The 26,255-nt window shown below is 59.9% G+C and carries 25 protein-coding genes; 12 read left to right on the top strand and 13 right to left on the bottom strand.

The window, feature by feature from the left end; genetic code table 11:
- Position 1: 1 nt before the first annotated feature.
- The 7 genes from NW808_RS01410 to NW808_RS01440 all read right to left on the bottom strand — a co-directional run bounded on the left by NW808_RS01410 (position 2) and on the right by NW808_RS01440 (position 8,366).
- Positions 2-673 carry a hypothetical protein gene (locus NW808_RS01410; protein WP_414420032.1) on the bottom strand — a complete coding sequence of 224 codons (672 nt, stop codon included), beginning with the start codon at positions 671-673 and terminating at the stop codon, positions 2-4.
- 3 nt (positions 674-676) lie between these two features.
- Complete coding sequence (locus NW808_RS01415) at positions 677-1,546, bottom strand: (2Fe-2S) ferredoxin domain-containing protein (protein ID WP_414420033.1); 870 nt, start codon at positions 1,544-1,546, stop codon at positions 677-679.
- A 9-nt stretch (positions 1,547-1,555) separates the two neighbouring features.
- On the bottom strand, positions 1,556-1,942 hold the full coding sequence (locus NW808_RS01420) for a DUF1636 domain-containing protein (protein WP_414420034.1): 387 nt from the start codon (positions 1,940-1,942) through the stop codon (positions 1,556-1,558).
- A 69-nt stretch (positions 1,943-2,011) separates the two neighbouring features.
- On the bottom strand, positions 2,012-3,958 hold the full coding sequence (locus NW808_RS01425) for a TonB-dependent receptor plug domain-containing protein (RefSeq protein WP_414420035.1): 1,947 nt from the start codon (positions 3,956-3,958) through the stop codon (positions 2,012-2,014).
- A gap of 166 nt (positions 3,959-4,124) precedes the next feature.
- Positions 4,125-4,691: an FmdE family protein gene (locus tag NW808_RS01430; protein WP_414420036.1), complete on the bottom strand. Its 567-nt coding sequence runs from the start codon at positions 4,689-4,691 to the stop codon at positions 4,125-4,127.
- A gap of 94 nt (positions 4,692-4,785) precedes the next feature.
- Complete coding sequence (leuS, locus tag NW808_RS01435; protein ID WP_414420037.1) at positions 4,786-7,383, bottom strand: leucine--tRNA ligase; 2,598 nt, start codon at positions 7,381-7,383, stop codon at positions 4,786-4,788.
- Positions 7,384-7,475: 92 nt separating this feature from the next.
- A complete protein-coding gene (locus NW808_RS01440; protein WP_414410013.1) occupies positions 7,476-8,366 on the bottom strand; it encodes a ferredoxin--NADP(+) reductase in 891 nt (296 codons plus the stop codon).
- A 270-nt stretch (positions 8,367-8,636) separates the two neighbouring features.
- Between NW808_RS01440 and NW808_RS01445 the strand changes: the two genes are divergently transcribed.
- From NW808_RS01445 to NW808_RS01470, 6 genes are all read left to right on the top strand, one after another.
- Entirely contained in the window at positions 8,637-9,644 is a 1,008-nt protein-coding gene (locus NW808_RS01445) for a phosphoribulokinase (RefSeq protein WP_414396180.1), read from the top strand.
- Between the two features lie 40 nt (positions 9,645-9,684).
- Positions 9,685-10,416 (top strand): 6-phosphogluconolactonase, encoded by a 732-nt coding sequence (pgl, locus tag NW808_RS01450; protein WP_414420038.1) that lies wholly within the window; start codon positions 9,685-9,687, stop codon positions 10,414-10,416.
- Between the two features lie 92 nt (positions 10,417-10,508).
- A complete protein-coding gene (locus NW808_RS01455) occupies positions 10,509-10,700 on the top strand; it encodes a hypothetical protein (protein ID WP_414405001.1) in 192 nt (63 codons plus the stop codon).
- Positions 10,701-10,871: 171 nt separating this feature from the next.
- Positions 10,872-12,026, top strand: a complete 1,155-nt coding sequence (locus tag NW808_RS01460) for a homocysteine biosynthesis protein (RefSeq protein WP_414420039.1) — start codon at positions 10,872-10,874, stop codon at positions 12,024-12,026.
- Positions 12,027-12,105: 79 nt separating this feature from the next.
- Complete coding sequence (locus tag NW808_RS01465) at positions 12,106-12,639, top strand: thermonuclease family protein (RefSeq protein WP_414420040.1); 534 nt, start codon at positions 12,106-12,108, stop codon at positions 12,637-12,639.
- Between the two features lie 50 nt (positions 12,640-12,689).
- Positions 12,690-13,343: a cofactor assembly of complex C subunit B gene (locus NW808_RS01470; RefSeq protein ID WP_414420041.1), complete on the top strand. Its 654-nt coding sequence runs from the start codon at positions 12,690-12,692 to the stop codon at positions 13,341-13,343.
- A 33-nt stretch (positions 13,344-13,376) separates the two neighbouring features.
- On the opposite strand, the gene bchI is transcribed toward NW808_RS01470, so the two are convergent.
- Positions 13,377-14,435: a magnesium chelatase ATPase subunit I gene (gene bchI / locus NW808_RS01475; RefSeq protein ID WP_414396168.1), complete on the bottom strand. Its 1,059-nt coding sequence runs from the start codon at positions 14,433-14,435 to the stop codon at positions 13,377-13,379.
- A gap of 273 nt (positions 14,436-14,708) precedes the next feature.
- Between bchI and NW808_RS01480 the strand changes: the two genes are divergently transcribed.
- Complete coding sequence (locus NW808_RS01480) at positions 14,709-15,101, top strand: DUF4168 domain-containing protein (RefSeq protein ID WP_414396166.1); 393 nt, start codon at positions 14,709-14,711, stop codon at positions 15,099-15,101.
- A 112-nt stretch (positions 15,102-15,213) separates the two neighbouring features.
- The gene (locus tag NW808_RS01485) at positions 15,214-15,753 is read left to right on the top strand and encodes a DUF3611 family protein (RefSeq protein WP_414405007.1); all 540 of its coding nucleotides are present in this window, start codon (positions 15,214-15,216) and stop codon (positions 15,751-15,753) included.
- Between the two features lie 111 nt (positions 15,754-15,864).
- Here NW808_RS01485 and NW808_RS01490 read toward each other — a convergent pair whose 3' ends face one another.
- Together NW808_RS01490 and psaK are read right to left on the bottom strand one after the other, a co-directional pair.
- Positions 15,865-16,002 carry a photosystem II reaction center protein K gene (locus NW808_RS01490; protein ID WP_414396163.1) on the bottom strand — a complete coding sequence of 46 codons (138 nt, stop codon included), beginning with the start codon at positions 16,000-16,002 and terminating at the stop codon, positions 15,865-15,867.
- 571 nt (positions 16,003-16,573) lie between these two features.
- A complete protein-coding gene (gene psaK / locus NW808_RS01495) occupies positions 16,574-16,819 on the bottom strand; it encodes a photosystem I reaction center subunit PsaK (protein WP_414410019.1) in 246 nt (81 codons plus the stop codon).
- 315 nt (positions 16,820-17,134) lie between these two features.
- Between psaK and NW808_RS01500 the strand changes: the two genes are divergently transcribed.
- Positions 17,135-18,112, top strand: a complete 978-nt coding sequence (locus NW808_RS01500) for a fatty acid desaturase (RefSeq protein WP_414410020.1) — start codon at positions 17,135-17,137, stop codon at positions 18,110-18,112.
- A gap of 159 nt (positions 18,113-18,271) precedes the next feature.
- Here the strand turns inward: NW808_RS01500 and NW808_RS01505 are convergent, their stop codons facing one another.
- On the bottom strand, positions 18,272-18,964 hold the full coding sequence (locus NW808_RS01505; protein ID WP_414420042.1) for a J domain-containing protein: 693 nt from the start codon (positions 18,962-18,964) through the stop codon (positions 18,272-18,274).
- Between the two features lie 72 nt (positions 18,965-19,036).
- On the opposite strand from NW808_RS01505, the gene NW808_RS01510 reads away from it, so the two are divergent.
- Complete coding sequence (locus tag NW808_RS01510) at positions 19,037-19,339, top strand: DUF3082 domain-containing protein (RefSeq protein WP_414396155.1); 303 nt, start codon at positions 19,037-19,039, stop codon at positions 19,337-19,339.
- On the opposite strand, the gene NW808_RS01515 is transcribed toward NW808_RS01510, so the two are convergent.
- Together NW808_RS01515 and NW808_RS01520 are read right to left on the bottom strand one after the other, a co-directional pair.
- Complete coding sequence (locus tag NW808_RS01515) at positions 19,235-21,436, bottom strand: transglycosylase SLT domain-containing protein (protein WP_414420043.1); 2,202 nt, start codon at positions 21,434-21,436, stop codon at positions 19,235-19,237. The two genes, NW808_RS01510 and NW808_RS01515, sit on opposite strands and share 105 nt — an antisense overlap.
- Before the next feature lie 57 nt (positions 21,437-21,493).
- A complete protein-coding gene (locus NW808_RS01520; protein WP_414420044.1) occupies positions 21,494-23,425 on the bottom strand; it encodes a S9 family peptidase in 1,932 nt (643 codons plus the stop codon).
- Between the two features lie 308 nt (positions 23,426-23,733).
- On the opposite strand from NW808_RS01520, the gene mnmH reads away from it, so the two are divergent.
- A complete protein-coding gene (gene mnmH, locus NW808_RS01525; protein ID WP_414420045.1) occupies positions 23,734-24,849 on the top strand; it encodes a tRNA 2-selenouridine(34) synthase MnmH in 1,116 nt (371 codons plus the stop codon).
- A 103-nt stretch (positions 24,850-24,952) separates the two neighbouring features.
- A complete protein-coding gene (locus NW808_RS01530; RefSeq protein ID WP_414420046.1) occupies positions 24,953-26,254 on the top strand; it encodes an MFS transporter in 1,302 nt (433 codons plus the stop codon).
- Position 26,255: the final 1 nt, after the last annotated feature.

Raw genomic sequence — 26,255 nt, forward strand, 5'->3', positions numbered from 1 at the left:
CTCAGCCGGTAGGAGCCATCCTGCTGTCTGAGAAAGAATCCCTGCCTTTTATGGCAGGGAGAATGTCAAGTGCCCTGTCCCACACCAAAAGAGTATGAATCCCAAGCCAAAAGCTCGTCCACAGCCAGTTATCCACCCAGATCTTGCCGAGAATAGGTAGGGTCAAACCCTCTGTCCCTCCCAAAACTAGGCCGGCTGCCAAGATCAGCCCTTCAAAAGCAAGAAAACCCAGGATGAGCATGGCTGGGATCCAAAGATAATTCCACAGCCATCGTCCGGCTCGGAGAGGGTGGGGCTGGAAGAAGAGAGGGCGGTAGCTGGCTAGCAGGACCGCTCCCACCGTGCCGATCCCCAAGACCACCCCCCAGGCAAAAGAGTCAAGCGTGCGGGGATAGTTGTGCCAGACATAGCCAAAGATTTGGTTGGCTAGCCAAATCATCGAGGCGCTAACTATTGCCCTTTGGCGAGTTAACGTGGTGCCCGCAATGATGCCAACGGTTACAAAAGGCAGCGTACAGGTATAGGCAATGTTGCTAAGGCAGCCAATGGTGGTAAATAGGCTGGGCCAAAATCGGCCACAGGCTAAGTCTTGGGCAGCCCGTAGCCAAATGGCAACTGGAATCCAGCGGCGAGGTTTGGGGATGGACTGCACAAGGGATTGCAGACTGGCCATAGGCTAATCTCCGGGAAAAAGGTGAGCTTTCAGGGGGCAGTTCTTTAGCAGATGCTCCTGGACAATTTGCCGCGCTACTGGAGGTGTAACCCGCTTGTACCAAGTGCGGTCGCCAGAGTAGAAAACCACAGAGCCTTCCTGACAGACTTCTAGACATCCGGAAGTAATGACCCGAATATCTAAATTGGCTTCTTGCAGGGCAGATTGCAGGGCTTCCACAACCGGTTGATAGTTGCGGGAAGGATAGCAGCGGCTGGAGCGGCAAACCGCCAAGTAGGGCCGCTTGAGAGGGTTATCCTCGTAAGGGATCCGCCCTTTTCCCTCGACATAAATGGCTCGCAGGCGTTCATAGAGGGAGAGCTTTTGGTAGTTGGCTTTGCTTTCGGGCAGGTAGTCTTCTCCTGGCCCTAAAAAGGGACTGGGCAAGAAGATCTGCAGCAGAGATTCCTCTGCCCCGTTCCAAAATTGAATTCCCCATTGGCGAGGCTGGCGCTGCGGATTGAGGCGGCGATAGAGGGCGGCGCGGCTCACCAATCTTTTGCGGCGCAGTTCTAGGGGGGTTCGGCCATAGGGGCCGCCCCGGTGCTCTTCTAGACACAGATGCAAATGCCAAGTTTCGGTGGCCACGGTCAAGTAGCCGTCGTAGAGCACACAGAAAGCAGGGGGACTGGTAAAGGCCGCTTCCAGCACTCCTCCCTCGGCCACACAGCCCACTTGGATCTCAGCCCAGTGCTCCTGGAAGAGCTCATAGAGCAGCGGCCCAAGACAGTCGATGTGAGCCGGGATCCCTTCGTAGAGGGTTATCCAGCCAGTGGGGGAAATCTCCTGCCAACTTTGGTTTAGAGGCGTGATCCAGGGGCTGAAAGCGGCCATAGGCTGCTCCTATTGGACTGGTGGAATGCGGGCAATCACCCCCTTTTTAAGAGGGCGCTCTGCCCAGGGCAGGACGCCATCGGGCTTTGTCAAATACAGCTTCGCTGTTTGCAAGATTGGCTCTACGTCTTGGGGATCGAGATCTCCAAACACGTAGGTCATCTTTCCAGGGGCTGCCAGGGCAATCACGCAAGCATGGCTGCAGCCGCTCATACAGGCAACTGGCTTAAGCTGCAATTGAGGATTGAGCACCTGCGATTGCAAAGCGGCTAGAAGCATTTCTCCTTTGCTAGTCCCTTCTTTTTGGCCGTTGACCCAGCGAGATCCGCAGGTGGTACAAACCCAAAGGTAATGTTTGGCCTCAGCTTGAGTCGAAATTCTGGTTGAGATCGCCATACAGTTGCTTCCAAACTAGAAGCACCCCACAAATGGTTAGCCAGAATTCAAAAACAACCTGAGATGTTGCTAAAATTGCCCCCGCAAGTTCACCCTCAACGTGCGACCAACGCCGGGATAGCCGGGGAAAACTTCATACTGCTCGTCTAGCAGGTTGTCGATCCCCATCTCTAGGCTTAGGTCCTCAGTCAACGGGATCCCTCCTCGCCAAGCTACGGTGGTGTAGCCTGGCAGGGATTCTATGTTGGTGTTGTTGGTAAAAAAGCTCCCAATGTGATGGACTAAAATTGAGCTGTGCCAGCCTTGCTCGTGGCGGTAGGTCAGGCCTAAGTTCAGGCTATCGGCTCCCACAAAGGCTAGCTGCTTGCCAACTGTAGCTGGGTCAAGGGCAGCGCGGATGATGGGATCATTGAGGGTGTAGTTGGCAAAAAGCATCCAGTTTTCCCCCAGCCGCACATCCAAAGCTGCCTCCAGGCCGGTGTATTCAACCAGCCCAATATTTTCATAGGTTCCCCGGCGCGGCCCAAGGCTGACAAAGGTGATGCCATCGCGGATGCGGTTGTGGGCAACAGTCAAGCGCAGCAGGCCAAAATCTCCCAAGGTTTGATCTAAGCCAATGTCAAAGCTTTCCCCTCGCTCTGGGCGGAGATTGGGGTTGCCATCCACTTCAAAAAAGCCGCGCAGCCGGAAGAACAATTCCGAGATCAAGGGAGTGCGAAAGCTGCTGGCATAGCTGGCCCTCAAGGTGGTGCCTTCCGCCACAGCCCAGCGGATCCCTAGAGCAGGCGAGGTAGCCGAGCCGCTGGCCAAACTGCTGAAGTCCTGGCGGATGCCTAAGTCGAGGTGGAAACGGGGATCTGGGCTGTAATCCAGGCGGGCAAACAGGGCTCCCTGGTTAACCGTATCGTCGTAGTTGGTATTGGTAGAACCCCTGGCAAACGAAAAAGTTGTATTGCGGGCTGAGATAGAGCGATAGTCTGCCCCCAAGACTCCCTCTAGGTTTTCGCCAGCTTTCCAAGCATACTGGAGCTGGGATCCCCAGCTATCGCGCAGGATGAGGTCGCGGGATCCCTGGCTTTGCGGGGCGCTGAAGCGGTAGTTGAGATCGTCCAAAAAGAGCCGAGCTTGCAGAGAGCCTGTTTCCTGAGTCCACAGCCACCTGAGATCCAGCAGCAGGTCGTTGGTGGTTTGCTCGGCATCGGGAAAAGGAAAGTCTACGCTACCGGGCAAGCGGAAGGTTTTGTTGAGGTAGAGGGCGTTTGCCGTTAGGACTTGGTCTTCGGCCAGTTGCCAGGTGAGCTTGGCCTGCAAGTTGTGGTACTCCACCGCCGAGTTTTCCCGCCTGCCTGACTTGCCTAGCCGCCGGATGGTAAAGGGAAAGTCGTTGTTGCTCTGCAGGCGACGGTAGCTGAGCACCCAGCCCAGCTCCTGCCCTTGGCCGCGGCTTTGGATCCCTTGCTCATTGAGGCCATAGCTGCCGACCGCCGCTTCCACCACCGTCTCCGTTTCTGGCTGGGGCTCCACCGTGACGATGTTGATGACGCCGCCAACAGCGTCTGAGCCGTACAGGGTAGAGCCGCCGCCGGGGGAGACTTCAATTCGCTCGACGACATCGGTGGTGATTTGCGAGAGGTCAAACCCCCCGAAAAAACCCAGATCGTTGAGGGGGCGGCCATCCAACAGCACCAGCACCTGGGCCGTTCGCGCCCCTCGCAGGAACTGAGAGCTGAGGGCTCCCAACTGGTTGCCGGCTGTGCCATCGCTGAGGATGCCGGGCAGATAGCGCAGGGCTTCCTGCACGGTTCTTGCCCCTTGCTCGCGCATCTGCTGGCGGGTGATGACATAGACGGGGCGGGAAGACTCTCGCAAGAGGTCGGGACGGCGAAACGGGGTGGTGACGGTTTGATTCAAAATCTCGGCGCTGAGGCCGGTATCCAAGACCGCTTGCGCCCAGACTGGGATCCCCAAAACCCAGCTTCCCAGCCCAAGGCTGAGGCCTAGAACTGTCTTTTTCATGTCAGCTCTTTGTTCCATGCGACCCGGAAGGGCTCTAAGCCCTGAGCTGAAGCCGCAGGCGGGCATCCTGCCATCACAGTTGCAGCACAGCGCCGGATTTGAAAGCCGTGCTAGGCATCATATCTCTCCCGCCCTGGAGTTCCCATCCTGCTGGGGGGGATCGGCGCTAGGGTCTAATCGTGAGACGGAAAAGAGCCTCGTCGGCCATTTGAAGAACTTCCTGCCCCGCTGCCATGAGCCGTTCTCGGGGCACCTCTCGGTACTTAGCAATAAACTCAGGCAAAACTTGAAACTCCACCCGCTTGCCAGTTTCTCGATGGATTACGACACTGCGCATTTTGTCTAGGGAGTCCACCTCCACCAGCTTTAAGTACACCTTGCCCAAGCGGGCCCCAGGGGCGCCGTGCAACCCATCCCCGATCCAGGCAAAGGCAATCTGCCGCGGCCACGCGTGAATCCCTACCCCCAAAACGCGACTTGGGGAGGTGGGGGGGAGGGGACTTGCCAAGCCCAGCTCCTTGAGAGCCCGCATCCCCATGCGATAACCCACCACCGCCCAGGGGCCAGCACCGCCGTGGATTTCGGTAACTCGCTGGGTGGCAGCCTCAAGGGCAGCCGGAGGATTGGCAGAGCTGCTGCTGGGGTGGGCCAGGGCAGGGATCCCGACCGCTAGCTGAATGGCCATCCACAGCAGAGGAAGCTGCTGCGGCTTGAGAACCCACCGCTTGCGCATAGGCAGACAAGAACTAAACCCCAAGGCAGTATCCTAAGCCCTGCTCCTGGGTCTTGCCTATGCAGGGGGGGAGGTTACCTGAGCAAACGGAGAGCTAGACAACCACGTTGACCAGCTTCTTCGGCACCACGACGACCTTCTTCGGCGTCGCCCCTTGGAGATACTTCTGGGCCGCTTCCGACTGCAGAGCCAGCCGCTCCTGCTCCTCCGGCGTGACATCGGCAGGGGCTTCAAAGGAGCCGCGCAGCTTGCCGTTGACCTGCACCACAATCGTGACCGTATCGGCCACCAGCACCGCCGGGTCGTAGCTGGGCCAAGACTGGCGATGCACCGAGTCGGTACCGCCTAGGGCCTGCCACAGCTCTTCGGCAATGTGGGGGGCAAAGGGCGCCAGGAGCAAGACCAGGGTGCGGATCCCTTCTGCATAAACTGGCGAGTCCGGGATCCCCGCCTCGGCTAGGGCATTGCTCAGCTTCATCAGCTCGGCAATGGCAGTGTTGAACTGGTACTCCTCCAGATCCTCACTGACTTCCTTGATGGCCGTGTGGACGGCGCGGCGCAGATCCCTTTCCGCCTTGGTCAGGGATCCCACCTCGACTTTGGCCTGCAAGGACGCCGTCCCGCCACCGCGACTGACAAAGTCGTACACCTGCCGCCAGACGCGGTTGAGAAAGCGGAACTGCCCTTCCACGTCGGCATCGTCCCATTCCAAGTCCTTTTCCGGTGGCGCCTTGAAGAGGATAAACATGCGGGCCGTGTCTGCCCCATAGTTGGCCAGCACCTCTTCCGGATCCACACCGTTGCCCTTGGATTTGGACATCGTAGCGTAGATAACTTGCAGAGGCTCGCCGGTTTCGGGATCCCGCGGATCGTTGGGATCCTTAACCAGCGCTGTGGGGATCCAGCGATCCTTGCCGGACTTGTTGGGGTTGTAGTAAGTGCGCGCCTGCACCATCCCCTGGGTTAGCAGGCGGGAGAAGGGCTCATCGAAATTCAGCAACCCCAGATCCCGCAGCACTTTGGTGAAAAAGCGGGCGTAGAGCAGGTGCAAGATGGCGTGCTCGATGCCACCCACGTACTGATCCACCGGCAGCCAGGCGTTGACCAGATCCTTGCGGAAGATCTCGCGGTCGTTGCGGGGATCGCTAAAGCGCAGGAAATACCAGGACGAGCAGATGAAGGTGTCCATGGTGTCCGTTTCCCGGCGGGCCTCTGCGCCACAGGTGGGGCATTTCACCTTCACCCACTCCTCCAGTTGGGCTAATGGGGATCCGCCTCGCCCCGTCAGCTCTACATCTTCTGGCAAGAGCACTGGCAGATCTTCTTCCGGCACCGGCACAATGCCGCAATGGGGGCAGTGGATGACCGGGATGGGGCAGCCCCAGTAGCGCTGCCGCGAGATAAGCCAGTCGCGCAGGCGGTAGTTGACCTGCCGTTCCCCTAGCCCCTGGTCCTCCAGCCAGGCGATGGCCCTTTCCACACTTTGCCCTGGGCCCTTGCCCACCGGGATTCCGTTCAAGGGGCCGGAGTTTATCAACACCCCCTCCCCTGTCCAGGCCGCCTGCAGATCTTCAGCAGTCTCCACCCCACCCTGAGGCGGCTGCACCACCAGCTTGATGGGCAGGCCAAACTTGCGGGCAAACTCAAAGTCCCGCTGGTCGTGGGCAGGCACGGCCATGATGGCCCCTGTGCCATAGCCCATCAACACGTAGTCGGCAATCCAAATGGGGATGCGCTCTTGGTTGACGGGGTTGATGGCGTAGGAGCCCGTCCAGACGCCCGTCTTTTCCCGATCCTCAGCGCTGCGCTCGATCTCGCTGCGGGCAGCGGCCTCGGCCTGGTAGGCTTTGACGGCAGCCTGCTGCTCGGGGGTGGTGAGCTTCTCCACCAAAGGATGCTCCGGCGCCAGCACCATAAAGGTGGCTCCCCAGAGGGTATCAGGCCGGGTGGTAAACACCGGCAGCTCTTCCCCTGTTTCGGTTTTGAAGAGAACTCTAGCCCCTACCGACTGGCCAATCCAGTTCTCCTGCATGGTGCGCACCCGCTCTGGCCAGCCGGAGAGCTTCTCCAGGTCAGCCAGGAGTTGGTCGGCATAGGCCGTGATCTTGAGAAACCACTGCTTGAGGAGGCGCTTTTCCACCCGAGCCCCAGATCTCCAGGATCTCCCTTCCGCATCCACCTGCTCGTTGGCCAGGACGGTCTGATCCACGGGATCCCAGTTCACCGGCGCTTCCTTTTGGTAGGCCAGGCCTGCCTTGAAAAACTGCAGGAACAGCCACTGCGTCCATTTGTAGTAGTCGGGGGCGCAGGTGGTGATCTCCCGCTCCCAGTCGTAGGAAAGCCCCAGCCGCTGCAGTTGATCCCGCATCTGGGCAATGTTCTGGTAGGTCCACTTGGCCGGCGGGATCCCCCGGTCAATGGCGGCGTTCTCTGCCGGCAAGCCAAAAGCGTCCCACCCCATGGGGTGCAGCACCGCATACCCCTGCATCCGCTTGTGGCGGGCAATGACATCCGTGATGGTGTAATTGCGCACATGCCCCATGTGCAGGCTGCCGCTGGGGTAGGGGAACATCGACAGGGCATAGAACTTGCGGCTTTCTGCTGTTAGCTCTGGCGTGCGATCCAACCCAATTTCACGCCAGTGGGCCTGCCATTTCCTTTCAATGGCCTGGGGATTGTAGCGCGCGTCCACAGCTTAGGACTCCTGGAAAACCTTTTGCTCTGGGGAGCCTAGATACCAGCATTTTGGCATGCTTTGGCCGCTCCAGAAACCTCCAGGACCCCCTAGTAGGTTTCCTCGTTCCAGCGGCTAGCTTTCTTGAGCTCCTTCTGGAAGCTGCTCCAGTCTTGGCCTGCTTGTTGGGCTACGGCAGCCATGACGCTGTTGATGCCATCTTCCATCCCCTTGAGACCACAGATGTAGACGTAGGTGTTGGGTTTTTGCAGCATCTCCCACAGCTCGGCGCCGTACTCGGCCATGCGGTTTTGCACATACATCTTTTTGCCATCGGGGGTTTGCTGCTCGCGGCTGATGGCGTAGTCGACGCGAAAGCGATCCCCATGCTCAGCTTTCCAGGCCTCCAGGTCGCCCCGATACAGCAGGCTGGAAGTGGTGGGTACCCCAAAAAACAGCCAGATCTTGCCTTGGTAGTTGGGATCCTCCTCGAGCAAATGCTTGATGAAAGCCCGAAAAGGAGCAATGCCCGTGCCAGTGGCAATTAAGATCAGGTTGGCGTTTGGATCCTCCGGCAGGAGGAACGTCTTCCCAGCCGGCCCCGTGATCATCACCTCATCCCCAGCTCGGAGATCGGTGAGGAAGCCCGAGCAGACTCCCACTCCCGGCTGGCCGGTTTCCTTATCCACGTATTCGGCCCGCTTCACGCTCAAAGAAACCGTGCGTCCCTCGCCATCGTCGCCGTAGCGGGTGGAGGCGATCGAGTAGAGGCGGGGCTTGTGGGGCTTGCCTTGGGCATCGACGCCAGGAGGAATAATGCCAACGCTCTGGCCCTCCAGGTAGCGGAAGTTGGGATCGGGCAGGCTAAGCACAATGTGCTTGGTTAGGCCAGGTGCCCCTTCCTCAACAAGGGAGTAGGTCTCCAAACATTGGCCAACTAGAGGGGCATTGGGGCGGTAGAGATTGACCACAACTTCTCGTTTTTGGGCGCTGGCAACCATGACTGGGATCTGCTCCTGGCAGTGGTAGCTACAGCAAACACCTTAGCAGGCTGCCTTTGCGGAAGGGAACCTGCCCTGTCAACTGGCGGCGTCTCCCTTGCCCATCCAGAAAAACGCCTGCACTGCCCAGGAAATGGTTTATCTTCTGCCAGCGCCAGCTTTTCCAGCCTCAGGCTCGCTTGCGGTGGAGCGTCTTGTGGTAATATGCAAAGCCATAAAGTTTTAGAAGCCTCCTTGCAGTTTTGCCCCGCCTATCCCCAAGGAGTTCCCATGGCAAGCAGTCCCGAACGCATTGTGATGATTGGTGTTGCTGGAGATTCTGGCTGTGGCAAGTCCACGTTTTTGCGGCGGCTGAGTGACTTGTTTGGCCGGGATCTCATCACCACCATTTGTCTAGATGACTACCACTCCTTGGATCGCCAACAGCGCAAGGAAAAGGGCATTACGGCGCTGGATCCCCGCGCTAACAACTTCGACCTCATGTACGAGCAGGCCAAGGCCCTCAAAAATGGCCAGAGCGTGATGAAGCCCATCTACAACCACGAGACGGGGACCATCGACCCCCCTGAGCGGGTGGATCCCAGCCCCATCATCGTCTTGGAGGGCCTTCACCCCATGTACGACGAGCGGGTGCGGGAGTTGCTGGACTTTAAGATCTATCTGGATCTGGCGCCGGAAATTAAGGTTGCCTGGAAGGTTAAGCGGGACATGGCAGAGCGGGGCCACACCTATGAGGATGTGCTGCGCTCCATCGAGGCCCGCCGCCCGGATTTCGAGGCCTACGTCGATGTGCAGAAGCGCTATGCCGATGTGGTGATTGAGGTGCTGCCCACTAAGCTTCTGCCAGAGCTGGATCCAGAGCACAAGGTGTTGCGGGTGCGCCTGATCCAGCGCGAGGGGGTGAAGTACTTTGACCACGTCTATTTATTTGACGAAGGCTCCACCATTGACTGGATCCCGTGCGGCAAGAAGCTAACCTGCTCCTATCCCGGCATTCGCCTACACTACGGCCCCTCCACCTATTTCGACCATCCGGTCTCGGTGTTGGAAATTGACGGCAGCTTCGACAAGCTGGAGGAGGTCATCTACATCGAGAACCACCTGAGCAATCTGTCGACCCGCTATTACGGCGAGCTGACAGAGCTTCTGCGCAAGCACCCCGAATATCCGGGATCCCGCAACGGCTCCGGGCTCATCCAGGTCATTGTGGGCCTAAAGCTGCGATCCCTCTACGAGAAAATCCAGGCGGAAACCAAGAAGATGGCAGTCGCTTCTTAGGGGGATCCCTTTGGCCCGGCTAAGGCAGTAGAAGGCACCGATGCAAGGGTTCCAGTTGGAAATCTGGCCGGAGGGGGCAGCTCTTTTCCGCCGGGCGGTGGAGATCTGGCAGGAGCAGGCTGCGGCGGCCATTCGTCAACGGGGTCGCTTTACGGTAGCTTTGGCAGGAGGAAACACCCCGCGAAAGTTGTATGCCGCTTTAACCCAGACGCCAGGGATCCCTTGGCAGCAAACCTGGTTGTTCTGGGGGGATGAGCGCTACGTTCCCCCGGATCACCCCGAGAGCAACTACGGCATGGTACGGCGGATCCTGCTGGAGACGGTCGGGGTTCCTGCCTCGCAGGTCTTTCCCATGCCTACCCAGGCAGGGGATCCCTTGCGGGATGCAGCGGAATACGAGGCAACCCTGCGGCGGGTTTTCGGCAACGAATGTCCTGCCTTTGATCTCATCTGGCTGGGAGTGGGGGAGGACGGCCATACGGCTTCCTTGTTCCCCGGCACAGCCGCCCTGCAGGTGCAACACCGCTGGGTAACCGTGGGGCAGAAAGGAGAGGAGCCGCGCCTGACCCTGACCTATCCTGTCCTAAACCAGGCGGCCCAGGTGGTGTTTTTGGTTGCCGGAGCTAGCAAAGCCGAGATTGTCAAAAAGGCGCTGACGACGGAGGCCCACCTGCCTTGTCAGAGCGTCAACCCTAGAGGGCGGCTGCTGTGGCTGCTGGATGCGGCAGCGGCGGCAGAGTTGCCCCTGCCGGCAGCGGGCTTGCTTGGCTAGGCCCTGACTGAGGATGGCCATTTGACTTGGATCACGGCTGTCTCCTCCTCCTTCTGAATTTCATAGGGGTAGTTGAGTTAGAGCGCTGCCCCATGTCCATTCGCCTAATTGTCGAATCAGTTCTCCAGAGTGCCTGCCTCACCCGCGAACAAGAATCCCAAATCTGCTATCTCCTCCAAGAACGGTTCTACGACGAATTGGATCTGGAGGCCCTTGACCGGCTAACCCTGGCTTTGCTGGAAGGGCAAGTCCACCTGGAGGGAGAGGAAAGCCGCGCTGCCTAGCCAGATCCTCAAGAAGCCCGATAGTTTGGCGGCCCGCCTGGCCTACCCTGCCCAGGGACGCCCTACCGCCACCGCTAGCAGCTTGCCTCCCTGAGGCCTTCTTGCCCATCTAAGCTATTGATAGCCATTCGAGAGCGCTGCCCCAAAGGAACGCGGACTGCCTGCAGTTATATGGAAAGAACTCTAGACGAAATTAACCGGCGGATTCTCCAAGGCCGGGTGCGGGTGTGGACGGCTCAGGAGGCCAAGGCCAAGCTAGCTACCCTTAGCCTTGAGGAGGCCTTCGAGCAGGTGGACGTGGTAACCACCGGTACCTTTGAGCCGATGGAGTCCTCGGGAGCGATCCTCAACCTAGGGCACACGGATCCCCCAATCAAGATTCGCCAGGCCTGGTTAAATGGTGTGCCCGCCTATGCCGGCTTTGGGGCTGTCGATCTCTACATCGGGGCGGCCCAGCCCAGTGAGCAGACTGACCAGCCCTATGGAGGGGGCCATGTCATCGCCGATCTGGTTGCCGGCAAGCGGGTGCACCTGCGGGCCATTGGCCAAGTAACCGACTGCTATCCCCGCGCCGACTACGAGACCTTGCTGACGCGGGATCAGCTTAACCAGTTCTACCTGTTCAACCCCCGCAACGCCTACCAAAACTTCATTGTCGGCGTCAATGGCGGCGATCGGCCGCTGTACACCTACTTGGGCCTGTTGGAGCCCAACCTGGGCAACGCCATCTATTCCAATCCCGGCGAGCTATGCCCCCTGCTCAATGATCCCCTCCTGCGCCGGGTGGGGATTGGCAGCCGCATCTTTCTAGGGGGCGGCATCGGCTATATAGCTTGGGAAGGTACCCAACACTTTCCGCTGCAAAAGCGGCTGCCCAACCAAACTCCCATTGGCCCCGCAGCCACCCTGGCCTTGATTGGCGACGCCAAACAGATGCAAGCCGAATGGGTGCGAGGCTGCTACTTCCGCAACTACGGCCCCAGCTTGATGTTAGGGGTTGGGATCCCCATCCCCATCCTTTCCCCCAGCGATTTGGAGCCCATTGCCATCCGGGACAAAGATTTGGTGGCGCCCGTGATTGACTTTTCTATCCCCCGGCGGGTGCGGCCCACCTTTGGCCTGGTGAGCTATGCCCAGCTCAAATCCGGCTACATTGTCCTCAATGGCCGCAAGGTGCGCACTGCCCCCCTAGTCAGCCTGCGCCGCTCGATGCAAGTTGCCGAGATTCTCAAACAGTGGATTGCCAGCGGTCAGTTTACCCTTACCCAGCCAGTGGCTCCCCTACCGCTAGATCGGGAGTTCCTCACCCAAAATCCCTATTCATGAGAGAACCTTGGCTGGCAAGGGGTTGCCTAGCTGAGAGTTGCCGCTACCATTACGCCTTAGGTGTCCCTGGGGGAAGAGGATGTTCCGGCGTATGGCTTTTGGCTGGGCGGTGTTGGGATGGCTCCTAGCCCTGCCTGTTCTTCCCGGCCACGGGTTTGGAGAGCGGCGGGTTGTGCCTGACACCCCCTTCTACTTCGATAACCACTACTTTGATCGCTACCCCGAGGCAGTGGTGGTGGGCGTGGTCAATGGCGACACGCTGGTGGCGCAGATTGAAGGGGAACAGAAATTGCGCTTGATCCGGCTGGCCGGGATCCAGGGCCTCAGCCCCCAGGAGGATCCTTTTTATCAGCAGGCGCTTGAGCTAATGCGTGAGCGCATCCTCCGCCGCACGGTCAAGCTGGAAGGGGATAAGCTGCTGCGCAACGTCGATGCCACTGGCTTGGTGGAAGCCTATGTCTGGCTGGAGGGCCAGCAGATGAACGCCATGCTGGTGCGCAACGGCTTGGCTCGCATCGCCCCCTACACCCACAACATCAAGTACGACAGCTACTTCCGCGGCCTGGAAAAAAGAGCTCGCCAAGAGCGCCTCGGCATCTGGAGCCGCCTCTAAGACCTTGGGTAGCTCTAGACTGGACTTAGCGCTAGACGTCTCTTCCTGCTTTGAGGGTCAAGCGAGATCCCAACCGCTGGCTGCGGCGACTGCCTTTGGTGGCAGGCGTTTTGGGCAGCATTCTCCTAGTCATCAACCGGCTGGCCTTTACGCCGGAGCTGCTGGCCAGTCAATCCCGCTCTGACGCTTTGGGGATCTTTCTCAGCGCCGTCTTAATCCTAACTGGCCTTTTGTGGCAGCAGGTTCAGCCCCGTCCTCCCCAGGCCGCTACCCTGCAGGGGAGTCCAGGTTGCGATTGGCATCCTGAGCTGTCTGAACGCGAAAAACTGGAGCTGGCCTGGGCCTCCCACACTCTCCTTAGCACTACCGCCGCCCGCACCGTGGTGATCTGGGTGGAGGGACGCACTCTGCTGCAGCGAGGGATCCTAGCTAGCCCTGGCCAGTTGCCCTCCCTCCAGCCCCAAGGCACTCTGCAGCAGGTGTTGAAGACGGGGCAGCCGGTTTACCTAGGGGATCTGCGATTTTTCCCCGCCCGCGCCGAGTTCGAGGGCCTGTTGCCGGCCGGATCCCAGGCGGTTCTCTGCCAGCCCATTGGCCAAAAGGGATGCCTTATCTTGGGCAGTGACAGGCCGCGCAGCTTCAGCCGCCAGGAGCAAGCCTGGATTGCTGCCATCGCCAACAAACTAGAAACCCTGTTTGCCTAACTCCCCCCCTGGAGGAGGGGTTGGGAGCAAGGGCTAGGCAGCGCTCTCCAGGCTCACCTGAAACACCTCGCTAAAGGCCTTCTCGACCTTGTAGCCGGAGTCGATGGTTTCCAGAGGATCCTTGCGCAGGCGGTGGCGCAAGCACAAGCTAATCACCCGGCGAATGTCGGCAACAGTAACTTCCGTACGCCCTTCTAGAGCCGCTAGGGCCTTGGCCGCCCGGTTGGTGACGATATCTCCCCGCAGCCCGTCGACTTCCAAGGCCGCACACACGCCGGAGATCTTCAAGCGCAATTCGGGATCAATCCCCACCTGCGGCAACAGGTGTTGGGCTTTTTCAATGCGCTCCCGCAGGCGCTGCTGGGCATCGGCGTATTTGGCTAAGAAAGCCTGGGGATCGGCGTCGAACTGGCTGCGCTCTTCCACAATCTGCACTCGCAGGGCCGGATCCCGCACCGTTTCGATGCGGACAAACATGCCGAAGCGATCCAGAAGCTGGGGGCGCAGCTCCCCTTCCTCGGGGTTGCCGGATCCCACAAGCACAAAGCGGGCTGGGTGGCGAATGGAGATCCCCTCCCGCTCGACGGTGTTCCAGCCGGAGGCCGCCGCATCCAGCAGCACGTCCACCAGGTGGTCGTCCAGGAGGTTGACCTCGTCCACGTAGAGGATGCCGCGGTTGGCCTTGGCCAGAAGCCCCGGCTCAAAGGCCTTCACCCCCTGGGAGAGAGCCCGCTCGATATCCAGAGTACCGCAGACCCGGTCTTCGGTGGCCCCCAGGGGCAAGTCCACCATCGGCACCTGGATCCAGGTGGTTTCCAGGGTTTCTCCTGCCTGCAGGCGCTCCCACACCTGATCGCTCATCAGATCCCGCTGCCGCGGATGGCTGTTGAAGGGATCCCCTTTGACGACCTCAATTTTGGGAAGGAGATCGGCCAAGGCGCGGATGGTGGTGGATTTGCCCGTGCCCCGATCCCCCATGATCAGCACGCCGCCGATGCGGGGATCGATAACGTTGAGGAGCAGGGCCAGCTTCATTTCTTCCTGGCCAACAATGGCCGTGAAAGGGAAAACCGGGCGACGTTCCAAGTTCATAAAGCCACAACCAGCAATCCACCCTCATTATCCCCCTTCTGGGCTGTTCAAGGCCCCAGCAGGAACCTTAGGGCCACTTTTTGGTCAAAAGAAGTAGGCGCCGGCGACAACTGGCGGTGGCTTGCCTGGGGTAGCTTGAAGCGGGTTGCAGACAAAAGCTACACCTAGGAGAAGATCCCAGCGACACCGGCAACGCAGTGATTGGGTGGGGAGATAGTAGCGGTGTTTGGTCAAGCAGGTCGGAAAGGAGGAGCGGCACTCTCGCTGGCAAGCGTGGCCCAGAAAGGGCTGGTGGGCTTGATCTGGGTTTGTACCTGGATCCCGCTGGTGGGTGTTTCCCTGGCTGTAGCCCAAACCCCTGCCACTCCCCTAGCTCTAAGCGATGAACAGGTTACCAAGTATGCCCGCATCGTCTTGGAGATGGAGCCCCACCGGCAGGAAGCCCAGCAGCGCTCTCAGGCTACCGAGGATCCGGCCACCAAGGATCAAATCCGGCGGGAGTTCATTCGCACCGCCACCGAGATCATCACCCGCCATGGCATGACCGTGCCGGAATATAACCGCATCACCTTGTGGATTCGCTCTGAAGAAGGAAAAGAGCTCAAACAACGCATCGAGGCGGAAATCCTGCGCCTGCAAAGCAGGGACTCCCATCGCAAGCCCTAGCCTTCTAGATGACCCCACGGCTTAAGGTAGAGGCTTCTGCGCCGCGCCTTTCGGTGACGGGGGGCAGAGGATGGGGATAGGCTGGAAGCGGATAGAGAGCGGGGGAAGAAGGATGAGCGGACCCATGTCGCAGCTAGGAGGGGCGACGGTTGAGCGCATGCGGTCTCGCTTGCGCTTGACGCGCCGCTTTGGGTTCTGGTTTCAGGGGGTTCTGGGGGCAACGGCCCTGCTGCTGTGGCTTGGTTTTTTAATTGGCCAGAATACCGTCTATCGAGATGACTCGCTGGGGGCCACTATCGCCTTCTGGTTTACTCTGCTGACTTTACTCACTCTAGCAGCCGGCCTCTTCCTCAACTGGCGCTACTTGCTGCACGCAGAGCGCCGCTCAGCTTCCGCTACTGCCTCAGGCCAATTCGATTTGCCCAAGCAATTGCAGTTGGTTACCTACGTCAGCCTCATTGGAGCGTTCCTGGCTTTGATTGGCATGGAAGCCCAAGTCGGCGAGCTATTGGCACGCATTTTCGCCCGCACCCAGGCCAACCAGGTAACAGGAGTACTGCTCTTGGCTGCCAATATCAACGTCACCTTCGCCCACTTTGTCTGCTTGGCAGGAGTGCTCTGGATTACCGGTGTCCTTGACCGCGACCTCTGACTCCTCTAGAAGAGCTACTAGCCTGGGGCAGGGCATTCTGCAAAGACAACTAACCCCTCCGCGAGTGCAAGAGGGGCAAGCCGGAGCTACCGATTCCAGCCGACTGGGACGTTACTTAAAGCCCACCGCCGCCTGCCAGACAAAGGCAAGCAGGAAAAACAGAACGGGGATGATCGGCAAAATATCGACCAGTGGGTCGAACAGTTCATAGCCTTCTGGCAAAGCAGCCAGGAGCATCGTTACAGGCATGACACCAAACCTCACCAGGAAGGAAGTGGGACTAGAGAAACGAGTTCGTTAGGGATTTTCCTATTGGCTCCAGATCTTGGCTGGGTCGCAGTTTTCCTGAACCGCTCTGAAAGACTTATTCAACCCCGGGCAAAAGCAGACTTTCGCTCGGCGTTGAGGCTTTCTTCCTGCTTCCACGACCCGTAGCTAGTAGTAGAGTTCACCTCTACTACCCCGCCAGAGGGATCTCCACAGGCGCGACTTCCCCGCAAGCTGCAGGTAGTTGCTCCTTGCCCACCTAAGGCACACCGGCTAAAGACGGAGCCAACTTTAGCCTAGGCAAAACGCCTACTCAAGAAGATGTACCTGCTAGCCTACTAGCTCAGCCCATCTACGTCAAGGCAGAAGGTTAGTTAGGTCCGGTGAATCAAGGACTAGAGGAGAACCCTGAGGGCAGGAGTGCTTTCAAGAAGCTGCGTCGCCACCTTACTGGCAGAGCCATAACTAGGCTAGCACAAGGCGACTTGTCCTCGGTCGCAGCAGCAGTGCAGAGCGCTTGGCAAGAAGGCCAGGGCTTGCGTTGCCATGCAACCTAGAGAACCCCCATGTTGGAGAGGCCCAAGATTACTCCTACCCCCAGCAGATGACCAAAGCTGGCAACTCCCAGGACTTCTGGCCAGGTCATCCCCAACACCGGTCCAGTTTCTGAAGCCACCCCCGAAGAGGACTTGAAGCTCAGGTATGCCAGTCCCGTGCAGAGCAGAATGATCACCGCGCTTAGGGGAGACCAGGGGCTGGTGTGAGCGGTTATAGCTAGCGGCGCAACAAGGGGCAGCATGGTTTTCCTCCTTGGCTTAGGTTAACCGCCCCCTAGATTACCCCTGTTTTGCAAGGCTTAAAGGGATCCCCCCGCGATCTTCACATGAATTGCAACAGAGGCCGCAACAAAACCTCACAACAGTTCTTGCCGGGATCCCTGTCGGCGGCAGTTGGGGTTGGCGGGAAAATCAGGCCTGACGGGACAAGCTGAGCAGTTCTGTGCCGTATACTAACGAAAGTTAACAAAGTTTATCCCTGACGCTTGCTGGGGTTTGGCGGGTTGCCTTAAACCATCCCCACCGTCTGCGCTGTGCACACTCAAGGATGGCTGCCGATGACTGCTGCTGTGACTCCGCAACCGGACTCCAGGCCCTTTACCTTACCCCGTGAGCTGCTGGGGCCGCCGCCAGAATTTTGGAATCCCACCCTATTGATGTTTCTAGGGTCCGTGGCGCTGTCAGCCGCCTGCTTTTGTGGGTATGCCTTTTGGCATTGGCCCCGCTGGTTGGTGTTCTGGCTAAACTTTGTCGCCCTCTATGTGCTGGGCACGGTAATCCACGATGCCTCCCATGGCTCAGCCCACCGCAACCGCTTTTTGAACGAGGCTATGGGGCATGGATCTGCTCTGTTGCAGGGCTTTGTCTACCCTGTCTTTAAGCGGGTGCATATGCAACACCATGCCCACGTCAACCATCCTGAGAACGATCCGGATCACTACGTCTCCACGGGGGGGCCGCTGTGGCTTATTGCGCCGCGCTTTTTCTACCACGAGGTGTTTTTCTTCAAGCGGCAGCTCTGGCGCAAAGGCCGCTGGGACCTGCTGGAGTGGGCTTTGAGTCGGCTAGTAGTGGTCTTGACCTTTGCCTTGGCCTTCCACTTCGGCTACACCGACTACCTCCTGAACTACTGGCTGCCCCCTGCTTTTATCATGGGGCTTCTACTGGGCTTGTTTTTCGACTACCTGCCCCATCGCCCCTTTCAATCTCAGGAGCGGTGGTACAACGCCAGGGTCTACCCTAGCCGGCTAGCCAACATCCTCCTGTTGGGACAGAACTACCATCTCATCCACCACCTCTGGCCTTCGGTTCCCTGGTACAAGTATCAGGCGGCCTACTGGGTGGCTAAGCCAGAGCTGGACGCTCGCAACTGCCACCAAACCCTGGGCATTTGGCGAAAGGGTGAGTTTTGGAGCTTTCTTTACGACGCCCTAATTGGCCTGCACTGGCACAAGCCTGCCCCTGCGGCTGCCCAGGCCAAGTCACTAGGAGCGTCATCCTCTGCGGATCCTCAGCAGGGCGAAGAGGCCGATTGAGAGGGTCTTGCCCACGCCCGGATCCCTCAGTTGCTGCTGTTTGTCGAGGCAGCTAGCTTGCTGCAGGACGCCAGCCAAGCCGTTGTGGGCGCAGGTGCGCGGGTCCAGGGTCCGGCGGCACTGCTATCGCGAAGGCAAGCCAGCATGGGCTCGATCCCGCTAGAGGGAGATCTTGGCATAGGCCTGGCCAGCCTCTCGGCGCAGCTCTTGGGCCCGTCGAAACAGCTCTTGCCCGGTGTGCAGGTGGCGGTCGTCGAAGTTAAGCGGAAAATGGCTCAGCTCCTCCAGAGCATCTTCCAGGTGGTTGAGGGCGTAGTAGAGGCAGGAAGCCACTTTCCCCAAGCTGCTGGGGTTGGGAAGACGGCGAAAGATCTGCTGAGCTTGGGCCAATTTCTGCGCGCATTCCTCTAGGTATAGGCCAAAGGCCGCCAGCAACTCGGGATCGAAGGGATCGGCGGACAGAGCGTTTAGCTGGGGTTTTAGGGAAGCCAATAGAGATCCCAAGACTCGGTTCAGGGGGGTGTAAACCTGCCGAATCCAGTCTTCGCGGAGGAGGGCTTCTTGGCTGACCGTCGGCGGCGGGGAGGCTTTCGGCTGAGAGCGGCGCCAGGTCTGGCTGGCAAGCAGTTGCCGGTCGTATTCGCGGCGGGCTTGGGGATCCCGGAGCACAGCGTAAGCGGCGTTGATCTGGCGGATCCGCTCAGCAGCGGCCTGATCCTTTTTGGCTAGCAGACTATCGGGGTGGTAGTACTTGACCAAGCGGCGGTAGGCACGCTTGATCTCGGCTGCCGTCGCCTGCATGGAGACTCCCAAAACCTCGTAGTGGGAAACCGCTTCCAATCCGCTCCCCATCGTCTTCCGCTAGCAAACCTTCACATTCTACGCTGGAGCCTACAATAAAGGTGAGCTCTCCCGTGTTGCCCCATGTCTTCCTCCTCTCCGGGATCCCCCCATCCCCTCAGCGCTCTCTTGGGGGCCACCTTTGCTGCCGGCCTAGGCTACGGTTTCCTGCAATTGCTGCTCTCAATGCTGGCCAAGCTGCCGCCTGTTGATCTAGACAGCGGATCCCTGGCACGGGGAGTCGGCATTTTGGTGCGCTACCTGTTGGTGGGCTCCGTTTCTCTAGTTGCCTTCATGTTTGTCATGGTAGGCTTGGGGCTGGCGGCCTACTCGGTGCAACTGCTGAGGGAGCGGCTGACCTCTTCCCGGCACCGGTCTAGCCTCTAGCTGGAGCGCGCTGGCCAGGGTGCGTCCTTCCCGCGTGTAGAGCTGCCAGTAGTTCCAGTAGTTGCCGAACACCGCCTTGACATAGCCGCGGGTTTCGGCAAAGGGGATCTGCTCCACAAACTCGTCGGGATCCTCAAAGCCAAATTGGCTCAGCCACTTGGCGACGTTGCCGGGACCGCCGTTGTAGCTGGCCAGGGCCAGCAGGGTGTTGTCTTGATAGGCCCGGTGGGTGTAGTCGAAGTACCAGGATCCCAGGCGAAGGTTGTCGGCAGGGTTGGTGAGGCTGTACTGGGCTAGGCCAATTTTTTGGGCAATCCAGCGGCCGGTGGCAGGCATCACCTGCATCAAGCCCAGCGCTCCTGAGGCCGAGACGATCTCCGGCTCAAAGCGGGATTCCTGGCGAATCAAGGCCGCCACCATCAGGGGATTGAGGTTAAACTGTTGCGCCCAGTGGGCCAGGCCAGGCTGGGCATGGGGATCCCTCTCCCACCTGTTCTCGGGGCTGGCGTAGTAGTGCAGCGGGTAGAGGGCCTGCCAGAAGTCTTGCCGTTGCCTTAAACTCTCCAGCAGCGGATCCGCCTCGGTGCTAAAGCGCAGGGCAGCCACCTGGTTGATGCCCCGCAGGTGCTCGCCGGCGTTGTTGCGCAAAATGCCACTTGCAAAGCGCTCGGCCACACTCATCTGGCCCGCATCCCGTTTCTGCAAAGCCATTTCCCCCTGCCAGCGCTCCCAGGCCATTTGGCTAGCGCCGAGCAAATGCAGGGCCTGGGTGGCCTCGGAAACAGCAGGCAGAGGTTGGCGAACCGGCTGGAAATCCACTTCAACCCTTTGGCGCCCGCTGGAGAAATCTCCTACTGGCCAGCCCAGTTGCGCCGCCGCCCGCCAGCCGTAGTAGGTGCGAGGAAATCGCTGCAGCACCTGCTGATAGGTTTGCCGCGCCGCCGCCATGTCCCCCAGTCGTTCCCGCCATTTGCCTGCCCAGTAAAGTAGTTGCGCCCCCATTTCCGTATCCCGCTGGGCCAAGCCAATCTGCTGGGCCACAGCAATAGCTGCCCTCAGGTTGCCCGCCTGCGCCTGGCGCCAAGCCACTGTCCAGGCGGCGTTGGCTGCTGCTTCGCTGGCCGGGAAGCGCTCCCAAAGAGCCTGCCGCACCGCTTGGGCCAACTGGGGGCTGTTGTTGCGCTCATGAAGCTGGCTGAGGCTGAGGAGAGCCTCTGGGGCCTCTGGATCCGAGCCGGATCCCACCTGGCGAAGTAACTGGATTGCCGTCGGCAGGTCGCTCAGCTCGGCCAGGCGACGCCGGGTGAGGGAGGCCTCTGCAGCGTTGGGAAATTGCGCCAGTAGCGCCTGGTAGGCGGCCCTGGCCTGGGGGAGCTCTCGCGAGATCTGGTGGCTGCGGCCCCAGCGGTAGAGGTTCTGGGGGGTGGCAGGGGCGTACCTGTAGGCGCGGGCGGCTTTGCCGTACTCCCGTTGCTCCCAGTAGGCATCGGCCAGGATCTGCCAGTCGGAGGCCGTAAGGGATCCCTCTTGGGCTTGCCGCCAGCGATCCAGGAGGGGGGTTAACCCAGGGGTTTGCGGGTGATGTTGGGCCAAATCCCGCAGCAGGTCATAGCGGTTGGGATCCTGCTCCAGCAAGTGCTTGAGGGCGCGAGCAGTCAAGGGGTGGGTGGGAAATTGCTGCCGCAGTTGCTCCACCTGGCCCATTCCCCAAAGAGCATAGGCGGCTACAGGACTGTGGGGGTACTCCTGCAAAATCTTGGGCCACCAGACCCTCTGAGCAGTTTCTCGATCCCCCAGCTTTTCGTAGGCCTGGGCCCTGAGCTTCCAAATCTCATCGGTTAGAACGGGTAGCTTCTCTTCCAAGCCTTGCAAGTCCTCCAGGGCCGCTTGGGCTTGGCCGGCCTGCAAGGCTTTGTAGGCGCGCAAAAAGGCCGCGCCAGCAGTCGAGCTCAGGGGTGCTGGAGGCACTGCCGCCATCTCGACAGGTTCTGCCCAGGTGTAAAAGCCCCAAAGGGCACCGCTCAGCGCTCCGCCTGCTGCCAAAGCGCCAACAACCCATCGCCGCCAGCGTCCTCGGTTGCTCCTCGGGATCCCCATGCCTTTACGATACTCAACGGCAAAGTCTCGAGCTCCTTACCGGCTGGGAGCCGGTCCTCAAGGGGAAGGGCTCCAGTTTTCGATTGCAACTGGCTCGATGGGCTCTGCCAGGGGAAACCCCAGGATCTGGGCATAGAAGTAAAGCTCTGCCTCCAGGGCCCGTTTGAGGTTGGCTGCCTGGCGAAAGCCGTGCTGCTCTCCAGCAAAAGGCACGTAGGCCACTGGGATCCCTTTGGCCTGCAGGGCAGCCACCATCCTCTCCGCCTGGTTGGGAGGGACGATAGCGTCTTCCAGGCCCTGAAAGAAGATAACCGGGCAATTGAGGTCCTCTAGGTGGTAGATGGGAGAGCGTTCGCGGTAGAGATCCTGCCGCTCCGGGTAAGGACCGATGAGGCTGTCGAGGTAGTGCGACTCGAACTTGTGGGTCTCTTTGGCCAAAGCTTCCAGGTCGCTGATGCCATAGTAGCTAGCGCCGGCCTTAAAGACGTTGTGAAACGTCAAAGCCGCCAGGGTGGTATAGCCGCCAGCGCTGCCGCCGCGAATGAGCAATCGCTCCCCGTCCACCCGGCCTTGTTGGGCCAGAAACTTGGCCCCGGCGATGCAATCTTCCACGTCCACCACGCCCCATTGGCCCTTGAGGGCCTCCCGATAGGCCCGTCCATAGCCGCTGCTGCCGCGGTAGTTGACATCCAAAACGGCAATCCCGCGACTGGTCCAGTACTGGATCCCGAGATCGAGTACAGCTGCCGTTGCCCCTGTGGGCCCACCGTGGCTCTTGACCAAAAGAGGCGGCTTCTCGCCGGCAGGGGCCACGAAGTCGCGGTTCTTGGGAGGATAGAAGAGGCCGTAGGCCACTGCCCCGCCTGAGGTGGGAAAGGCGATGGGCTCGGGGATCGACAAATACTCTGGATCGACTGCCACATGGCTGGAGCGGGCCACCACCTCCAACTGTCCAGACGGCAAATGCAAGCAGACTAGGGCAGGGGCTTCGCTAGGGGAGGCGGCCAGAAAGGCAGCTTTTTCGCCGCTAACTTGGAGGTTGTGCAGCTCGGTGTAGGACAAGGGGATCTCCTGAAGCTCTCCTGAACGGGGATCCAAAAGCGCCAGGTGGCAGAGCCCCTCTTGGCGATAGATGGCCAGGATCCGCCCGTCCTCACAAAAGCCGTAAGTGCTCAAGCCAAACACCCACTGGGGTTCTCCAAACTCGGCTTCCATAGGGCAGAGGGGAAGGGGGCCCTGGGGATCCCAGCGGTAGAGGTTCCACCAGCCGCTGCGGTCAGAAACCAAGTAAAGCTCCCCCTGCGGCGACCACTGGGGCTGGAAGATGGACTCAGCCGGGCCGCCGGCCAGTTTCTGGGGCTCTCCCAAACTGCCGTCGGGGGCAACCTCAGCCCGCCACAGCTCCGTGCCGTCCCAGGGCATCTGGGGGTGATCCCAGGTCAGCCACACCAGGGCTTGACCGTCTGGGCTGAGCCGCGGGCTGGCGTAGAAATCGTGGCCCCCGGCTAAAACCTGCTGAGCTCCGCTTTCAAGGTCAATGGCAACCAGCGTGTTTTCTGGCTCTCCCTGGCGGCTATGATCCTCGCGCACACAGAGAATGCGCCGGTGCCTCCTGTCCACCACCCCGTCGGCATAGCGGTAGGGGCCAGCTTCGGTGAGGGGCCGGATCTCCTCCCCTGGGGACAGGTAGTACAGCCGTTGATCGGCAAAGTTGCAGAAATACACCACTCCCTCAGAGACCCAGTAGGCGCCGCCACCGTACTCGTGGACTCGCGTGCGCACGTTAAAAGGCTCCGGTGTCAGCTCCTCCACCTTTCCGTTAGCCAAGCGCCGCCTCAGGACGTTGCGTCCTTTTTCCTGGGGCCGGCCCTCGATCCAGTAGAGATCCTGCCCTTCCCAGACCGGTTGTCCCAGGCGCAGGGATCCGGCTACCACCAAATCCGCGCTAATCGGGGACCGCCAGGATCCATAGCCAGCCTGTTGCACCATTTCTGCTCTGATCCAGGTCGATGCTTTCTTTTTCTACCATCCCGCCAGAGAGAAGGATCTCCACAGCCGTGACTTCCCCCCGAGCTGCAGGTACCTAGCCCTCAGCGTCGCCTAGGCAAAATGCCTGCCAGAAAAGACGCACCGGCAAGCGTACTAGCCAAGCTAGTCCAGGTCAAAGCAGGATGCTCGTTGTGCCCCAAAGCACCGTTTGCGCTACGCGAACGCAAGGGATCCCTGCAAAAGGGGGTATTCTACTGCTCCCGCAGGCAGAAATCTGTCAGGATCGAGCAAGAGAGAATCTCACACCTGTGGCTGCTCCCATTCACGTTACCGCCGAGCCCTGGCTGCACACCTACAGCGAGATTATCGACGTGCGCTCGCCAGCAGAGTATGCTGAAGACCATTGGCCAGGGGCCATTAACCTGCCTGTGCTCGACGATGCGGAACGGGCGGAGGTGGGCACGCTCTACAAGCAGGTGGATCCCTTCACAGCCCGCAAGCGGGGGGCCAGCCTGGTGGCCCAGAACATCGCCCGTCACCTGCAAACCCACTTTGCTGACAAGGACCGGGACTACCACCCCCTGATCTACTGCTGGCGGGGAGGACAGCGTTCGGCCAGCTTGGCCTTGGTGTTGTCCCAGGTGGGCTGGCAAGTAACTGTCTTGCAAGGCGGATACAAAACCTACCGCGCCTGGGTGCGTCGGCAACTGCAGACCTTGCCCCAGCAATTTACCTACCGAGTGCTCTGTGGGCCAACGGGGAGCGGCAAAACCTTGTTGCTCCACTATCTCCATCAGCAGGGGGCCCAAGTCCTGGATCTGGAAGAGCTGGCCTGCCATCGGGGATCCCTTCTGGGGGCCGAGTGGGGGAAGCCCCAGCCCAGCCAGAAGAGCTTTGAAAGCCAGTTGGTCCAGGTCTTCCTCAAGTGGGATCCCGCTAAGCCAGTTTGGGTGGAGGCAGAGAGTGCCAAAGTGGGCCAACTCCACCTGCCCCCTGCCCTTTGGCAAGCCCTCACCCAAGCCGACTGCATCGAGGTGCAGTTGCCCCTAGAAGAGCGCGTGAAGGGGTTGATTGCCCACTATCCCCACTGGATAGCCCATCCCCAGGCGCTCAAGGAGAAGTTGCTGCCCCTAAAAGCCCGCTATGGCCGAGCGCGTCTGCAGCGCTGGTTTGAGCTCATCGACGCCCAAGACTGGCCGCAGTTTGTCCGGGAGCTGCTGCTGCAGCACTACGACCCCACCTACCAGCACGGCCTACAGCGGAACTTCAATCGTATTCGGGCTCGGCTTGAGCTGCCTGACCTCTCCGAGACCACCCTTAAGAAGGCTGCCACCTACCTCCTCGAGGGGCAGTTTGAGGTTGGCCTGACGGGGATCCCTGCACTTCAATCTCCCAGCCCGCCTCTAGCCTGGATATTAAGATAAGCAAATCAGCACCCAAAAATTGTCTGGGCCTGAGCCTCAAGGGAGGCTTGCAGTTGGTGCAGAAGTCTCCAGGGGTGCCCCTCTAGGTTTAGCAGGAGTGCATGTGAGGAAAGTTGGGCAGCTCCAGTCAGCGCAGCGACGCAACTTGGGCGTCCTGTTTGTAGCCGGCTGGCTCTTTTGGGCTAGTTTGTCCTCGCTGCTACCCACCCTGCCCCTCTATGTCCGGGATGCCGGCGGCACTAGCCAACAGGTGGGCTTGGTGATGGGATCCTTCTCCGTTGGGCTGCTAGCCTTTCGGCCTTGGTTGGGGCGCCTGGCAGATGGCTACAGCCGTCAGATTGTGCTTCTTATCGGCATGGGGGCAGCAGCAGTGGCTCCCTTGGGGTATTGGCTTTCGGACTGGATCCCATGGGTAGCGCTGGTGCGGGCCTTCCATGGAATTAGCATTGCTGCTTTCGCCACTGCCTACGTGGCTCTGGTCGCGGATCTTGCCCCCGAGGAAAGACGCGGCGAGATCCTAAGCTTCATGAGTTTGGTCAATCCTCTGGGTATTGCCATTGGCCCCGCTTTGGGGGGCTTTTTGCAGGAACTGGCTGGCTATGGGCCCCTATTTTTCTTCGCCGCTTTGCTGGGAGGGGTGGGCTTTCTCTGTACCTGCGCCGTCCAAGAGCAGCGGCGGGAACAAGGGGGATCCCTGGCCTGCAAGGGGGCCTTCTGGAGCCTTTTGCTTCACCCGAAGGTGTGCTCCCTCACGGGAGTGATGCTGCTGGTGGGGTTGGCCTTCGGCACCCACACAACTTTTGTGTCTCTGTTAATGCAGGAGGCTGGAGTTCCCTTGAATCCAGGTCTTTTCTACACGGCCGTGGCCTTTGCCAGCTTTGGCGTGCGCCTGCTCACGGGTCCCGCTTCCGATTGCTACGGGCGGGGGCCATTTATCGCTCTTAGCTTGGCCACCTATGCGCTGGTTATGGGAGTGCTGCTTGTAGCCAACAGCGCTTGGGCCTTTCTGGCTGCTGGGATTGGGGTGGGATCGAGCTTTGGCACCCTGATCCCGCTCATCTCCGCCCTTGTAGCCGACCGCTCTGAGCCAGCAGAGCGCGGGCGCCTGTTTAGCCTGGTGATGTGTGGGTTTGACTTGGGCGTGGGCCTGGCAGGGCCCATTCTCGGCACCCTGGCGGTTGGGTCTAGCTATCGAATCCCGTTTGGCTACGCCGCTCTCCTGGCCTTTGCCTCCTGGGTCTGTTTTGTCTGCTTCTGCAACGGCAAGCTGGTCTCCTCCCTGCGCTTTGCTTTAGGTTGGGAGCCGGATCGCTACAGGTGGCAAGACAAGTCCCCTCAGCGAGATCCCGCTAACTTTCCCCGTCTCTTGCCCTATCCTAAGCTGAGGTGGCTGGAGAAACCCTAGC

This window comes from Synechococcus sp. W70.1, from assembly GCF_047461515.1.
Taxonomy (GTDB): Bacteria; Cyanobacteriota; Cyanobacteriia; order Thermostichales; family Thermostichaceae; genus Thermostichus.

Bases quoted from the DNA above. Each gene is read 5' to 3' on its own strand.
- NW808_RS01520 (WP_414420044.1), bottom strand. From the start codon at position 23,425: ATGGTGCAACAGGCTGGCTATGGATCCTGGCGGTCCCCGATTAGCGCG.
- pgl (WP_414420038.1), top strand. From the start codon at position 9,685: ATGCAAGGGTTCCAGTTGGAAATCTGGCCGGAGGGGGCAGCTCTTTTC.
- NW808_RS01445 (WP_414396180.1), top strand. From the start codon at position 8,637: ATGGCAAGCAGTCCCGAACGCATTGTGATGATTGGTGTTGCTGGAGAT.
- NW808_RS01425 (WP_414420035.1), bottom strand. From the start codon at position 3,958: ATGAAAAAGACAGTTCTAGGCCTCAGCCTTGGGCTGGGAAGCTGGGTT.
- NW808_RS01515 (WP_414420043.1), bottom strand. From the start codon at position 21,436: ATGGGGATCCCGAGGAGCAACCGAGGACGCTGGCGGCGATGGGTTGTT.
- bchI (WP_414396168.1), bottom strand. From the start codon at position 14,435: ATGAACTTGGAACGTCGCCCGGTTTTCCCTTTCACGGCCATTGTTGGC.
- NW808_RS01420 (WP_414420034.1), bottom strand. From the start codon at position 1,942: ATGGCGATCTCAACCAGAATTTCGACTCAAGCTGAGGCCAAACATTAC.
- NW808_RS01410 (WP_414420032.1), bottom strand. From the start codon at position 673: ATGGCCAGTCTGCAATCCCTTGTGCAGTCCATCCCCAAACCTCGCCGC.
- NW808_RS01465 (WP_414420040.1), top strand. From the start codon at position 12,106: ATGTTCCGGCGTATGGCTTTTGGCTGGGCGGTGTTGGGATGGCTCCTA.
- NW808_RS01440 (WP_414410013.1), bottom strand. From the start codon at position 8,366: ATGGTTGCCAGCGCCCAAAAACGAGAAGTTGTGGTCAATCTCTACCGC.
- NW808_RS01460 (WP_414420039.1), top strand. From the start codon at position 10,872: ATGGAAAGAACTCTAGACGAAATTAACCGGCGGATTCTCCAAGGCCGG.
- NW808_RS01505 (WP_414420042.1), bottom strand. From the start codon at position 18,964: ATGGGGAGCGGATTGGAAGCGGTTTCCCACTACGAGGTTTTGGGAGTC.
- NW808_RS01510 (WP_414396155.1), top strand. From the start codon at position 19,037: ATGTCTTCCTCCTCTCCGGGATCCCCCCATCCCCTCAGCGCTCTCTTG.
- NW808_RS01415 (WP_414420033.1), bottom strand. From the start codon at position 1,546: ATGGCCGCTTTCAGCCCCTGGATCACGCCTCTAAACCAAAGTTGGCAG.
- NW808_RS01485 (WP_414405007.1), top strand. From the start codon at position 15,214: ATGAGCGGACCCATGTCGCAGCTAGGAGGGGCGACGGTTGAGCGCATG.
- NW808_RS01430 (WP_414420036.1), bottom strand. From the start codon at position 4,691: ATGCGCAAGCGGTGGGTTCTCAAGCCGCAGCAGCTTCCTCTGCTGTGG.
- NW808_RS01500 (WP_414410020.1), top strand. From the start codon at position 17,135: ATGACTGCTGCTGTGACTCCGCAACCGGACTCCAGGCCCTTTACCTTA.
- psaK (WP_414410019.1), bottom strand. From the start codon at position 16,819: ATGCTGCCCCTTGTTGCGCCGCTAGCTATAACCGCTCACACCAGCCCC.
- NW808_RS01455 (WP_414405001.1), top strand. From the start codon at position 10,509: ATGTCCATTCGCCTAATTGTCGAATCAGTTCTCCAGAGTGCCTGCCTC.
- NW808_RS01490 (WP_414396163.1), bottom strand. From the start codon at position 16,002: ATGCCTGTAACGATGCTCCTGGCTGCTTTGCCAGAAGGCTATGAACTG.